This window comes from Paenibacillus sp. 01L418 (assembly GCF_056400045.1).
In genome coordinates this window covers 41,810-55,749 of the sequence record NZ_JBFTSN010000010.1, presented here as the reverse complement: position 1 = coordinate 55,749, position 13,940 = coordinate 41,810, and the positions used below count along the sequence as shown (strand labels likewise).

Here is a 13,940-nt window from a genome sequence, read left to right as displayed (position 1 = left end):
CTTCGTCATAGGCAAGGTGCTTGATCTAGCCGCGCCGAATATTGGCGACTCCAGCTCGTTCAGCTTTGATTTGAAAATACCCGTTCATGCTAGCGGCGTCTATGTTCTGTTCGGACTGGCAGGCTCGGTAGGCAGGGAAGATAAAGAATTAACGATGGCCGCTGAAATTACTTTCGGAGCTGGCTTCCAGTCGTTTGGTTTCGACGCCAATTTCCGTGCGGGCTTCTTCCTAGAGAGTATAGGAACGGATTCAGCCGGTGTCATGAATTTAACCTCGTACGGTATGTACAGGCAAATAAGAAACATTTCCGATAGTGCAGCGGATTATCTCTGGGGTATGGGAGGTAAGTCCGGTATGGCCGAGGTCGAAGAAGCAGAAATATGGGCAGCTATGATCGAGGAAAAGGAGCTGCAAAAAGCAGGCAATCATGTTGATATTGGCTTGACCTTTAAGGGAGAGGCTGAAGCGAATGCCGGGGTAGCCGAGATGGGAGCAGCCCTTGGCTATAAGTTCTTAGGCCGCTTTGACAAAGAAGCTCTTGAGAAACAATCGCCTAACGGATTTGGCGGGGCAACGGATCTAACGAAGCTGAAGGAAAAGGCAGCAACCCTCCGCAGAGGTATGAATGTGCATGTTATGGAAGCCTCTGCCGAAGCGAAGGTGAAGCTGGGCGGCAATGACATCGCCTTTGGACTCGAAGCTGCAGGTTCCGTCATCAATAATAATTTGAGATCGCTCGAAATTACAGCTAGCGGCTCTATTCCATTCCAATTCGGTGAAGATGCGGGCGAATGGGTGAAGATTGCATCTAAAGTAGCGACACCGGTAGCTGGTTCGGCCAAAAATCTCGTTGGCCTCATTACTAGCAAAGTGAAAAAGGATAAGGACATGGTGGCGAAGGGTGCAGGATCAGCTCTGGATACTGGGACGGATCTGTTATTTGTAGTTCCGCAGTTTGAAGCAGCCGGCAAAAGCCTTGCCTCAAAAATCCAAGGCGACGAAACCGTCAATGATACGATTCGCGGTTGGCTAACAGGGGATTCAAGTGCTAGCGCGATTGAACAAGGCAACAAAATAGCGCTCGCAAGCTCACTTGATCTGAGTATCGGGTTTAGCAAAAAGTGGGATAAAGATAATAAGTCCAAAGGCTGGGAAATTGCATTGGAAGTTACGCAAACGAAGTCATTCGAAGTGGAAGCGGGCATCGTGAATGTAGCGGTAGAGAAGTCCAAGCGGCTTGGAAAGCTGCAATATGAGCAGGATGCGAGTGGATCGGGATCCATTTCAGGAGAATTGGCAGGGCACGAAATAGGTTAACATTTGCTAGGAGTGATCGTAGTCATGTCCAAACAACATAAGTATACGGGAGATACAAGCATTACTACAGAGCTGCCGATAAATTTCCATACGCTGACGGGAGAATTAGTGCCTGCTGTCTTGCGAAAAATTAATTTTCAAAGCTTCGAGGAGTCGCTTTCTTGTCAGATGATGATCGAGGTTAGCGGCCAAACTTATCAAGATATTATGGAGAACGAGTGGTTTAACTTATTCGCCAGCATGAGGACAGGCAGCAGCGCGGTTATGGATGAGAATCAACCTGTAGAAGTTCAAGTCGCGCTAAGGCCAAGCTTGACGAAGCTGGCTGCACAGCATGGATTCGATGCAGAAGCTATATTTGACAGTGTGCGCTCAAGTACGGAGCCAACGAGCAAGCTGCTGAGCTTAAATCATACCGAGTGCTGGCTCGCGCTGGAATTAAAGCAAAGCGTTGTTTTGCCTGAAGCATTGAAGGATGAAGGCGTCTTAAAGATGGGATTCAGGACGGCGTGGGCTGCAGAAATGGATCAAGGAAATTCAGTACCCGAAGAGCCTTCTATTGCAAATGGGGCTTTGAATGAGCATATCAAATCATTTCTAACGGACAATGAACTGAAATATGAGGTGATAGACGATCAACTGTACAAGCTTATATTTACTAGTAGAGGCGAAAGCTGGGTTGGTCTCATTCGGATCGAGGAGGTTCAAGATTATTGCGCGGTTTATTCCGTCTATCCGGAGCTCGTCCCTGAGCATCAGCGCCAGGAGCTTGYCTTGTTATTATTGAACGAGAACATGGACCTGCTAAGCGGCAGCTTCGAGCTGGATGATGAGGATGGCGAGCTAAGATTCCGATCCTCCTATTATGCCGGGAAAACGTATGATTCTGAGGTGTTCAGTCGAATACTGGGCAACCATCTTGAAGCGGTAGAGTCTTATTTCTCTGAAATTCGTGAAGTGCTTAAACGCTAATATCATCGATAACAAAAGGGCTGTTTGCAGGAAGGGTGTACCCTTCTCGTGCAAACAGCCTTTTTTGTGTTTATTTTGAATGCTGTTCGCGGTACTGTGCAGGTGAAATGCCATACGTTTTTTTGAAGAGCGTGAAGAAATAGGTTGTGTTCAGCACGCCGACACTCTCGCTGATGACCGCAATGGAATCATTTGTTGTCGTAAGAAGCCGCGTAGCTTCCTCCAGCCGAATCTTCTTTAAATAATCATTAAACGACAGCTGCGTATGGGTGCGGAACAGYTTGCCGAGGTAGCCGGGAGATAACTGTACGGTCTCTGCTATCGTTTCAATGCCCAAATCAGACTCATGATAATGCTTTTGCAAATAAGCGCAAACCGATTCAATCAATGTATCTGTTTTGGTCGTTTGCTTCTTGTCCATCATGAGGCCGATAAGGGTACAGAAATGACGAAGCAGCGAGTGAACTTCTTGAAGCGTTTCCTGCTTCTGCAATTGGTTAACCGTATCGTAATATTCTTTGGAATATTCCTGCATAATGGGCAACGCGCCGTCAAAATCACGCAAAAGGGCGTTCAAAAGCTGATTTGCGCTAGAGATGGCTTGATAGTAGCTCATCTCGCTCAGCTGCTTCATAAATTGATCAAGTGCTTGATTGACCTTGTCATTGTGGTTTAAACGAAGCTCCTCGCATAGCTTCTTCTCAGCTGCTGCAGGGTACACACTTGCTTGCTGCATGACCTTAACAACCATAGCTTCATGAATAATAGCCTGATGTCCGTAGAAGAAACGATACTTGGCGTATTCCTGTGCCGATTCGAAGGAACGATCAATTTCATATTTGTCATTAACCGTTTCGCCTAGGCTGAACGTAACCGTAAATTTGAAATAGTTATAGATGACTTCTTGAATTTCGCCAAGGGTTAATAAGATATGCTCGGGCACGGATGGCGAATCCAGAAACAACAAAATAGCTAGTGTTTGCTCATCTACGACGATCGTTTCGTTTTTCGCATGTTTCTGAAGCAGCTCATTCGTAATATTACTGACAGAGAAGCGGAAAAGTCCCTGTTTCGTCTGATTGTTATGCTGCGCAAAATCCGTAAATCGATCGATTTGCGCGACGATAATGACATAATTCGAGCTGGTAAAATGCTCATTAATCGCGGATTGGATCATATGTGTCGCCGATAAGTCATGCAGCGTTCCATGCAATAAATGTTGAAGATAGGTTTTCTTTAGCACCGGCAAAGACTGCTTCTGCTCCAGTTCAACCATATTGGCTTGATCAATGACGTTGGAGAAGGCCTCTGAGAGCAGTGCAAATTCATTTTGATTTTGCTCAGTGAGCGGTTTTTTGTTGCCCGTGACTTCATGCACTTTCTTAATTAGACGGCCAAGCGGATTATAGAGCTTATTTGTGGCAAAGAAAGCCGTTAATGCACCAAGCGCAATAATGACCATAGCAATCAAGCCGGTAAAGGTTCGCAATACGGAAATATCCGAAATAAGCAGTCGGTAAGGCTTAACACTGACAAAATACCAATTAAGCTGGTTTGATTTCACAAAGGTGACCAGCTGTTTCGATCCGTTCACTTTAGCCTTGAAATGTCCGGCATTCATGGACGAATTCAGAATGCGTTCGATATGAGGCATCGATGCGAAGMTTTGCATGAATTGGTTCGCATCGGTATGGGATAATACAAGCCCGTCCGCATTCATGACAAATACATCATCGTTAGCACTGCTAATCGCTTTGATCGTATTCAAAATATACTGTTCATCCACATGGATGGTGATAGCTCCTTTGTATGCAGAGGTAAGCGCATAGTTTGGACGCAAAATCGCAGTGAGCACATGTTCCGGCTTGCTTGTGCTTGGAGCGTTTGGCATACGCAGCTGGTTTGCGAACAGCTCCATATACTGCAAGTGATTGATATCCGTAATTCGCTCCTTCTCCAAATCATTTAACACATAGGTTGTCCCCGCCGTGTTCAGATACCGCTTCGTATGATCGTTATAAATGCCAATGTATTTAATGAACGGATAAGTGGACTGGATATCCAGAAGAATATCCATCGCGTCACGATCCTGTACATAATCATGTTCTTTATTCATCAGTACGGTGATGATTCGATTATTGCTTAACAAATGGTTTCCTATCGTTTCAATTTGCTCATGAACGATGCTGGAGGTATAGCTCGTTTGCTGCAGCATGGAAATGACGTTTTTGCTAATCGTCTCTTCCGTTTTGGAAGCAAAGAAAAAGTATAAGGTGCTGCTGACAGCTAGAACAGCGAGTGCGACGAGTAGGATGTAATAAATCAACATCTTGCGGTAAACGGAATAATTAAATAATTGCTTCCATTTCATCGGGCCTGTCTCCTTACTCCGTTAATAAATGAATCGCTTACATCTTTTATTTAGAAAACTTTAAAATACATCCTTCTTTAATGCAACGTTCTTTCGCTGTATTTGCAAAAATTGAAGGTTTAACTGATTTTTATAGTCCCAAAAAGCCTTGATTTTAAAGGGTTTATCAAGATTTTAACTATTCAGCGACACTTGCCGCGGCGCATACTGAAATCACCGAAAACAAACAAATCATCATGAAGGGAGATGCTGCTGTGAGCAAGGCTAAAGGTCAACGGCAAAAGCGATACACTTTTTTTACCGACATTAAGCGGAACAAGGTTTCATATTTGCTCGTCTTGCCGGCGATGCTTTACACATTCGTATACGGTTATATGACGCTGCCTTATATGGTTATCGCTTTTCAAAAGTTTAATTATACAAAGGGCATCTTCGAGAGCGATTGGGTAGGATGGAAAAACTTCGAGTTTTTCTTCAACTCAACGGCTGCTGCGATGGTCACTTGGAACACGATTAAGCTGAACTTTTTATCTATTTTATTTGGGACGATTGTCGCGCTGGCATTCTCTATTCTACTGAATGAAATTCGCTCACGCGTATTTAAGCGAGTATCGCAGTCGACGCTGTTGTTCCCGCATTTCTTATCGTGGATTATCGTCAGCTACATCGTCTACAGCTTGTTTGCAACCGAGCATGGCCTTATCAACAACATGCTGGAGACGTTTGGTTTTGATCCGCACAATTGGTATTCCGATCCTAAGCCATGGACATGGATTTTGGTCGGGCTCAGCATCTGGAAAGAGACAGGCATGTCCGCGGTCATCTATTTAGCAGCGATTACTGCAATTGATGACTCCTTGTATGAGGCTGCAAAAATCGACGGAGCCAATCGCTGGCAGCAAATTAAATCCATTACGATTCCAATGTTGATGCCGACGGTATCAATTCTAACGCTGCTTGCGATCGGCAAAATCTTTTACTCCGATTTCGGAATGATCTACGCCATTATCGGCGACAATGGGATGCTTTATTCGACAACGGATGTTATCGATACGTATACGTTCCGAACGCTTCGTACATCGGGCAATCCTGCGATCGCCATGGCTATTGGATTGTATCAATCCGTCGTTGGATTTGTGCTTGTTCTATCTGCCAACTGGATTGTGAAGAAATTCAATAAAGATAGCGCGATGTTCTAAGGAAAGGAGGGAATGTGCTTGAAAAAAATAGATGTATTTCAAATCGTTAATACGATTTTTGTATTGTTGTTCGCACTGCTTTGTACGCTTCCCATCCTGCTCGTTCTCATCGTGTCTTTCTCGGATGAGGAGTCTATCCTAAGAAAAGGCTACAGCTTTATACCGGATCACTTTTCACTAGAAGCCTACAAATCGGTATTCGGCAGTAATGATCAGCTGCTACAAAGCTATGGGGTTTCCATCGGCGTAACGGTTATTGGTACTTTAGCGGCAGTCGTCATCACAGGAATGGCCGGTTATATGCTTGCCAATCGACAGGTTCGTTACCGCAATCCAATTGCGTTGTTTTTCTTCATCACGATGCTCTTTAACGCAGGCCTTGTGCCTTGGTACATGATGAATGACCTTTTAGGATTCAAAAACAATCTGCTTGCCCTTATCGTACCGACGCTAATATTCAGTCCCTTTAATTTGTTTCTCGTTCGCAATTTCATGCAGGAGCTGCCTGAAGCTCTACTAGAGAGCGCAAGAATTGACGGAGCTAGCGATGCTTATATCGCGTTTCGCATCGTATTTCCATTATCGTTGCCCGTTCTCGCTACGGTAGCACTATTTTACGGATTAGGTTATTGGAACAATTGGTTCAACGCGATCATGCTGGTCGACAAAGAAAGCTTGTACCCTTTGCAATATTTATTGTATAAGCTGCAATCCGAGATCAATATGGTGAACCAGATGCAGGGCTTGGTCACTTCCAACATAACGATTCCAACCGAGTCATTCAAAATGGCGGTAGCTATCATAACCATTGGTCCTATCGTACTGCTTTACCCGTTCCTGCAGCGCTTTATTATCAAGGGTCTTATCGTTGGAGCAGTCAAAGGATAGATATGTCGCCTTAGGGCCATATATAATTAAAGATTCAGAGAGGGGTTAATCAAGATGAACAACAGGAAGATGCGCTTTATTCCGGCAAGCTTGGTTATTGTTATGATGCTCGTTCTTATGATGGCTTGCAGTAATGCGGGAGACAAAGCGGGTTCAAACGGCAACGCCAGTGGAAACGAAGGGGATAATGCTGAAGTATTACCGCTGAAATACGTGATTCCGGGTACWGCCAAACCTCATACCGATGATGTTGTCCAAAAAGTAAATGAAAAGCTGAAGGCTGACGGTGTTAACGTTAAGCTAGAAATAAATTTTATCCCTTGGGATGCTTGGGATCAGAAAACCAACCTAATGCTGAGCACAGGTGACGAGTTTGACATGCTGCATGTTATGGAGAACAGCTCCGTGCCTACTGGCTCCTATGTTGGGCGAGGCGCGCTTCAGCCGCTGGATGAGCTCATTGACAAGTATGGTCCAGAGCTGAAAAAAATCATTCCTGACTACGCATGGGATGCCGCAAAGATCGATGGTAAAATCTATTCCGTTCCGGCTGTATGGCGCTATGAGACCTCAGGCAGCGGTGAGATGGGCACGCTTGGCTTCCGCCAAGATTTGCTCGATAAAGTAGGTATGCCTTTCCCAAAAACGTCGGACGAGCTTATCGCAACGGCTGAGAAGATGCAACAAGCTTCCGACAAGAAATTATATATTCAAACGGAAACGGATGTTACGCCTGTATTTTTACACCGTACGTACGATTCATGGCCGTTTTTTGTAGATTACCGCGAACAAATCATTAAGGTCGATCAAGCGGGCAATATTAGCTCGTGGCTCGAGAGTGAAGAATTCAAAAAGGATGCAGAGTTTTTCCGCCAGCTGTATGAGAAAAAGCTGATTAACCCTGATATTTTGACGTATAAGAAGGAAGAGCGCGACAAAGCCATGACACTGGGCGATTTTATTTACAGCACGAACGGCGCTTTGTACTCTTCGATCGCAATTGCAAGAAATAATCCAGAAGCAAAAGTAGGCGAGGGTTATTTGGCAGAAGAGAAACCGCTGCTTCAATACTTGGCGTTCGGAAATACAAATGCAGTTCCAATTACATCGAAGCACCCAGAAGCAGCTATTATGTTCTTGAACTGGCTGTACAGCAATAAGGATAATCACAACCTATTCCTATATGGGGAAGAAGGCACGCACTACAAAGCGGTAGGCGAGCGTACGGCAGAATTTATTCGTGACGCGAATGATGAATCGTATTATTTTGATTCGTGGATGATCGGCAACATTAACTACATGTTGTTTGATGTGAAGACGCCGGAAGATTATTTGAAAATGCAAACGACAGAGCCTTCGAATCCAGTTGAATTCTCACCTGTTCTTGGTTTCCGCCTCAATACGGAGCCGATTGCTGTTGAATATGCGAATGTGCTATCCGAAGTGAAATCGAAGATCATTCCAATTAAAATGGGCGTGGTATCCTACGATAAATACTTCCCGGCAGCTCTTCAAAGCTTAAAGGCTGCTGGTCTTGATAAGGTCGTCGCTGAATATCAGAAGCAATTTAAAGAATGGCAGGCATTGCAGAAGTAAGGTTAGCTGATGGGTAAAACAAAAAGAAGGAGGGCAGCTGCCCTCCTTCTTTTTGTTTGTGTATATTAGTAAGCTAGTGCGAACAAACCGTGAATATGCGACAGGTAACGAACGTTACTTGCTTCCTTCATTAGGGAAGCAGGCAAGCCCTTAAGCTGTGTCGCGTTGCCGCCGATTGTGCCCACGCCATCTTTACGGCCAAGGCTGCCCAGTGTTCCGGAGAATACAGGTACAAACTTATCCATAACGCCGCCTTTGATTTGAACCGCTAGGTTGTAGCCTACCGTTTCGCCCATTTGCCAAGCAAGCTGAGCTGTTGGAGGGTAAGGACGTTCGCTGCCTTCTGGGAATACAACTGCGCAGTCGCCAGCAAGGAATACATCAGCGTGTGAAGTCGATTGAAGCGTTGGTGTAACAAGTGAACGACCACGGTCTTCTGCAAGACCGCTGCTGCCGACAACTGGATTACCTTTAACGCCGCCAGTCCAAATGATTGTGCTGGATTCAATCGTACGACCGTCTTTAAGCGATACGGAGCTTTTTGTCGCTTCTGTAATCGCTACGCTAGTGATGAAGTTAACGCCACGTTTCTCAAGGCTTGTTACAGCGCGATCGATCAATACTTTCGGGAAGATTGGCAGAACGGCAGGGCCGGCTTCTACGCAATACAGCGAAATATCATTGAAGTCGATGCCTTTGCTGCGGCAAACCTCAGGAAGTCTGTCAGCGAATTCGCCAACAAGCTCAACGCCAGTCAAGCCGCCGCCGCCAACAACGATTGTTGCGTCAGCTTTGTTGCCTGATTTTTTGTAAGCGTCAAGACGATCTTCAACATGCTTGCGGATTTTGTTAGCATCAGCAACGGATTTAAGAACAAGGCTGTTCTCTTCCAATCCTGGAATGCCGAAGTAGTTCGTTTCACTTCCAAGTGCTACAACAAGAGTGTCGTACTTTTGCACTTGTCCGCTTTCAAGAACCACTTGCTTCTCGTTAGGTTTAATTTCTTTAACCGAGTCAACGATGATGTTAACTTGTTTGTCGCCTAGAAGCTTGCTAAGCGGTAGAGCAACTGCTTGCTCAGCAATTGTGTCTCCAGCAAGTCTGTGCAGCTCAGTAATGATTTGGTGAGTTGGAAAACGGTTTACGATTGTGATGCTAGCTTCTGCTGCAGTCAAGTGTTGTCGTGCTGTTAGAGCAGTAAGAAGACCGCCATAACCGCCACCAAGAATTAGTATTTGCTTCGACATGTTCATCCTCCGTTCGTTCTATACGTATTCGGTGTATTATACTTTATCGTTTTTGCGTTCAGACAAAACACTAAGGAAAGCTTGCGCGAAACGAAGCGTTTTTTGAACTTCCGGATCTTTAAGCATTTTCAACATAGCGAATAGGCCAACAGAAGAGTTAGCCGCTTCTTGCGAGCGCTCGCCAGCTTCAATAGCTGCTGTTGCGATACCTTTTGCTTTCTCTTGAACCGGTTTAACGAATTCACCGATACCTTGAGCGAAATCGTTGATCAACACTTTGTCTGTAGCGATGTTTTGTGCAAAATCATAAGCTTTGGTCATTAGAGTAACCATTTCAGCTAATTTCGGCAGGCTGTCCACGAGTACAGTTAGAGACTCTTGAACCTCCGGCTTCATCAATTGATCAAGTACATCCAACGTTTGTTTTTCTTCGACGAGGCTAGCTGCAACCTCTTGTCCAGCAGATGGTTGTGACATAATAGAATGTCCTCCTTTACGTAAATTTGAAAGTAAGTTGTAGTCTCAATTGTGTCAGCCGCTAAAGTTAAAAATGCATCCTGAAAGTTTGTTACACTTTTCACATAGTTAATCGAAAAATGTTTATGTGTACGTAACAGTCTTATTTCTGCATGAGGCAGAAGGATGTGAATGCGCGTATGACGTAATCGGATTAAACCCTTTGTTTCTATTCTACATCGTTTTCACCAAAAGTTAAAAAGAAATTTATTGCTTTCGGTAAAAAGATTTGGAATATTGCTGACATGAAGCGCAATTCAGTTATGATAATAAAAAACAATGATTAAAAACATACATAAAGGAGTTCTAATATGCAGCCCTATACGCAAAGAGTTGTATCCATCATTAAGGCGATTCCGGAAGGCACCGTAATGACGTATGGTCAAGTCGCAGAACTGGCTGGCAATCGCAGGGGGGCAAGGCAGGTTGTCCGAGTTCTGCATTCGATGAGCGGCATTTATAATCTTCCCTGGCACAGAGTTGTTAATGCAAAAGGGGAGATATCGATTCAAGAGGAGGAAGCTCGTTACATGCAGATCTTTTATTTAAAAGAGGAAGGTGTTGCAGCGAGCGAGGACGGGCGAATTGATTTGGAAAAATACCGCTACAATCCGGAAAGAGAAGAAGAAAGATGACCTTGCCCGGATGAAAATTATGCTTCTTCGCGGTTAAGCGGCTGCGATTAACTTTTTCTAATGAGGCCCCATTTGAAACCCCGTATCCGAACCTTTATTATGGTATAGACCATTCGGAAGGGAGAGAAAGAACATGACAACAGAAATTACACCGGGAAACGTTAGAAACTTCACAGTTTCCACCGAAATCTTTTATAACCAAAGCTTGGATATTTATTCGCAAATGATTTATATCGTACTCAGCTCAAGCACGGCGGATTCCGCATCGCTCACCTTAGACGAGGTTGCCAAAAAAGGCCGTATGACGACAAAACTTGCAATAAAAGCGATGCAAGCCTTAGTTGACGAGCAGCTAATCCCACATAAATTGTTCCGTAAAATGATCGGTGAATTCCAGGATGATCGCTTATCTTGGGCAGCCAAAGGGCTGCTCACGTATTGCAAGGAGCATAAAAACATTACATTGCCTGAGCTCTTAGCACTATCAGATCAATCTGGCGAGGATGAGGTCAGCATTCGGAAGGCATTAATGGAGCTGGAGAGAAACGGTTATTTAGAGGAATTTACGGAATTGAACAAATTGATGCACGGATAGTCGAAAGAATATGCAAAAAAGCCATCAACGTCCTCAGCAAACGGAAGCAGCGTTGTTGGGCACATATAAGCAAAGTAGAAGCAAATGAAATATTTCCTTCTATTTTGAAAGAAGCAGGACCTGCACAGCTGTTGCGCTGTATAGGTCCTGCTTCTTTTTTTGTTTATTGGCGGTCAATTGTACAGCACTATTCTTTCGTTAATTTCTCTAGAATAGCATCACCTTTTGTTCCAACCATTACATACGCGAAGCGGGCATTTTGCTCCGTTTCCAGCCCAGTGCCTTCGGGTACAAAATAAGATTCTATGCCGTACTGGATGGTTCTCCAGCCGCTAGTGGAACCGTTAATAATGATTTCTTTGTCAGCTAAAGGCTCACCTTTTTTATATAAACGATCCAAGTTGTATACGCCGCCCGCACCTTGTTGAAGCACGACCTTAATTCGGCTGTTGCTTGGACGCCTTTCCAGTTCCTGAGCGATGTGATCTGGTGGTGCCGAAATATTGTATTGGAGCGCTACATAATCGCCTTGCAAAATGGATCGTGGATCAAGCGGCACGATGGCCAGCTTAATCGGAGTGCCGCTCGAGAGCAATATTTCGCTTACTGCGGCATGGTAACCGACATAACCGAGCTGCAGCACTACAACGATAGCAATGAGAGCGGGGCTTCTACGCAGCAATCGGCTGAATGAGTCCGCTTGTTCAGACACTGCTGCGCGTGTTCTGTAGGCGTAAATATAAGTAGCTGCTATGATAATCACGCCAAGCAGAGCGAGTGTAATCGACTTGTGCAATAACGTCCAGAACAAGTCGTAATATTTGAACGCAAGGAAAATGAACCAGAATACGAAGCTTATGGCTGCTTCAAGGGCTTGGCTGCGCCTAACAAATAGAAAGGCTGCGATCGTAACTACAATGAAATTCAATATATTAAATAGCTCATATGAGTAAGGGAAAATGTTATCCATAAAGGTTAGCCAAAATAGAAGGAGCAGAGTAAAGAACCAACCGCATTCTCTTACATGAATCTTGAAGGGGCCTTCCCTAAGAAGATGGTGACTAGCATAAATGACTGCATTGAGCGACGTCACAATGAACACGATGAAGGAAGCCGCATTATGAACAGATCCAAATAACTGAAACAGAAGAATAGCGATATTGATATTCAGTAAGGTATAAATAAAGAAATGCGGTACCCTTCCTTGCCATTTGAACCATCCGACAAGCAGTACCGCTATGAAAAAAATAGACAAGGCTGAAGTATCAATCCAAGCGGTAGAGATAAGTCCAGCTATATATCCAATCGTAAGCACGGTGTAGCGTACAGCCGTATTTAAGCGAGTCAGCAGCAGTGTTGGAATAATAAACAGCAGTGACACTACAAATAAAATATTTTCGGGCGGGATTTCACCAGCGGCTAATAGTACTAAGCCTACTAAGGAGATACTGCCAATCAAAACACCGATTACGGTAACGATTGTGAATGCGATTTTGCCAACAAGAGTGCTCTTATGTTCTTCTGATGGATGGGATGCTTGGTCATCTCGTTCATTAGAGCTTGACTGATGCTTGCCGAGCTTGTTTAAGTAACGGAAGAAAAAGACGTTGGCTGTGAGTAATAAAGCGACAAAGAGGAGTCCGAATATAAAAAACAAGGTGGAATAATGCTCGGACATCAGCTCGAAATATTTAAATACAGCGAAAGCGGAAGCAGCCAGCGCGTTAAGGGTAAGCATGATTTTATCCAGGCGAACTTGGGTGAAATAATAGAATCCGAACGCGATTGCCGCAGCGCTTGCGACGTTCATCCATGCGCCATAATGTTCGTATAGATCGGAACTTGTCAAGACGAGCAAAGAAATATGAAAGGCAATAAAGCTAATATATTTAAGCGGCGCTGATGTGAGACGTTTGGATTCTATTAATGCGAATAGAATAAGATTGATAAGCGCAAATAACCAGCCAATCAGCAAAATTTCTTGGTCGCTATGGACGATAGAATACGCGCTTGGGAAAAAGTATTGCCACAGGGTTAGATGAACGAGTATATAGGCAAGGATATAAAAAGGATTAAAGCGGGTAATGAACGCAAGCAGCAGAGCAGGAATGGACCAAACGAGAAACAGCTCATAGGTGTCCGCATGTGAATTATATATTTGATTTAGAAGGGCAACCGCCACGCCAAACGCGACACAGCCGCCGACTAGAAAAGTAACAGACAAAAAATAGTGATGGCCAAGCATTATTTTCATTTTGGAAAAAACGAAAGCTGCGCCATAGAATAACACCATGATGCCGGCAGACGCGAGAATTTTATCGGCGCGGACCAGGCCGCCCCAGTTCGCCGCGAAGAAATAGATGATGGAAGCAAGCAGAAGTGAAACGCCCATTAGAAATCCAACACGTGCAACATTTAATCGAAGCATAGCACTCACAAGCCTTTCTAGTTGATCTGGCTTTTATTATAATGACCCAATCTAAAGTGAACTAGTACTCACTTTTTGTAGTACTGCCTAGCTTAGAGCGAAGCAAGCTCTTATACGATATAACCCGATTTAGCGGTTGATCTAACAAATAAATTTTGAAAGCTGGGCTGTACAA

11 protein-coding genes are annotated in these 13,940 nt (G+C 44.4%); 7 read left to right on the top strand and 4 right to left on the bottom strand.

Going from position 1 to position 13,940, the window contains the following annotated elements; translation table 11 throughout:
• A partial coding sequence (locus tag AC1DSE_RS02950; protein WP_477527379.1) for a hypothetical protein occupies positions 1–1,318 on the top strand: 1,318 nt, incomplete at its 5' end.
• 24 nt (positions 1,319–1,342) lie between these two features.
• Entirely contained in the window at positions 1,343–2,290 is a 948-nt protein-coding gene (locus AC1DSE_RS02945; RefSeq protein ID WP_477527378.1) for a YbjN domain-containing protein, read from the top strand.
• Between the two features lie 70 nt (positions 2,291–2,360).
• On the opposite strand, the gene AC1DSE_RS02940 is transcribed toward AC1DSE_RS02945, so the two are convergent.
• On the bottom strand, positions 2,361–4,661 hold the full coding sequence (locus AC1DSE_RS02940) for a helix-turn-helix domain-containing protein (RefSeq protein WP_477527377.1): 2,301 nt from the start codon (positions 4,659–4,661) through the stop codon (positions 2,361–2,363).
• A 254-nt stretch (positions 4,662–4,915) separates the two neighbouring features.
• Here AC1DSE_RS02940 and AC1DSE_RS02935 point away from each other — a divergent pair, with 254 nt between their 5' ends.
• Genes AC1DSE_RS02935 through AC1DSE_RS02925 form a run of 3 tightly spaced genes read left to right on the top strand, consistent with a single transcriptional unit; the run spans position 4,916 to position 8,344 of the window.
• Entirely contained in the window at positions 4,916–5,860 is a 945-nt protein-coding gene (locus AC1DSE_RS02935) for an ABC transporter permease (RefSeq protein WP_477509529.1), read from the top strand.
• Between the two features lie 18 nt (positions 5,861–5,878).
• Positions 5,879–6,748 (top strand): carbohydrate ABC transporter permease, encoded by an 870-nt coding sequence (locus AC1DSE_RS02930; protein ID WP_441878376.1) that lies wholly within the window; start codon positions 5,879–5,881, stop codon positions 6,746–6,748.
• 54 nt (positions 6,749–6,802) lie between these two features.
• Positions 6,803–8,344, top strand: coding sequence for an extracellular solute-binding protein (locus AC1DSE_RS02925; RefSeq protein ID WP_441878378.1), 1,542 nt, complete (start codon positions 6,803–6,805; stop codon positions 8,342–8,344).
• Between the two features lie 65 nt (positions 8,345–8,409).
• Here the strand turns inward: AC1DSE_RS02925 and AC1DSE_RS02920 are convergent, their stop codons facing one another.
• Both AC1DSE_RS02920 and AC1DSE_RS02915 read right to left on the bottom strand, forming a co-directional pair.
• A complete protein-coding gene (locus AC1DSE_RS02920) occupies positions 8,410–9,591 on the bottom strand; it encodes an NAD(P)/FAD-dependent oxidoreductase (RefSeq protein WP_477509528.1) in 1,182 nt (393 codons plus the stop codon).
• Positions 9,592–9,627: 36 nt separating this feature from the next.
• Positions 9,628–10,068, bottom strand: coding sequence for a DUF1641 domain-containing protein (locus tag AC1DSE_RS02915; RefSeq protein WP_054025638.1), 441 nt, complete (start codon positions 10,066–10,068; stop codon positions 9,628–9,630).
• Between the two features lie 350 nt (positions 10,069–10,418).
• Between AC1DSE_RS02915 and AC1DSE_RS02910 the strand changes: the two genes are divergently transcribed.
• Positions 10,419–10,742 carry an MGMT family protein gene (locus tag AC1DSE_RS02910; protein WP_339205605.1) on the top strand — a complete coding sequence of 108 codons (324 nt, stop codon included), beginning with the start codon at positions 10,419–10,421 and terminating at the stop codon, positions 10,740–10,742.
• A 133-nt stretch (positions 10,743–10,875) separates the two neighbouring features.
• Complete coding sequence (locus AC1DSE_RS02905; protein ID WP_441878385.1) at positions 10,876–11,337, top strand: hypothetical protein; 462 nt, start codon at positions 10,876–10,878, stop codon at positions 11,335–11,337.
• Positions 11,338–11,524: 187 nt separating this feature from the next.
• On the opposite strand, the gene AC1DSE_RS02900 is transcribed toward AC1DSE_RS02905, so the two are convergent.
• Positions 11,525–13,765: a GDYXXLXY domain-containing protein gene (locus AC1DSE_RS02900; RefSeq protein WP_477509527.1), complete on the bottom strand. Its 2,241-nt coding sequence runs from the start codon at positions 13,763–13,765 to the stop codon at positions 11,525–11,527.
• Positions 13,766–13,940: the final 175 nt, after the last annotated feature.

Excerpts from the sequence above, each read along its gene's own strand:
- AC1DSE_RS02910 (WP_339205605.1), top strand. The coding sequence starts at position 10,419 with ATGCAGCCCTATACGCAAAGAGTTGTATCCATCATTAAGGCGATTCCG.
- AC1DSE_RS02920 (WP_477509528.1), bottom strand. The coding sequence starts at position 9,591 with ATGTCGAAGCAAATACTAATTCTTGGTGGCGGTTATGGCGGTCTTCTT.
- AC1DSE_RS02915 (WP_054025638.1), bottom strand. The coding sequence starts at position 10,068 with ATGTCACAACCATCTGCTGGACAAGAGGTTGCAGCTAGCCTCGTCGAA.
- AC1DSE_RS02905 (WP_441878385.1), top strand. The coding sequence starts at position 10,876 with ATGACAACAGAAATTACACCGGGAAACGTTAGAAACTTCACAGTTTCC.
- AC1DSE_RS02900 (WP_477509527.1), bottom strand. The coding sequence starts at position 13,765 with ATGCTTCGATTAAATGTTGCACGTGTTGGATTTCTAATGGGCGTTTCA.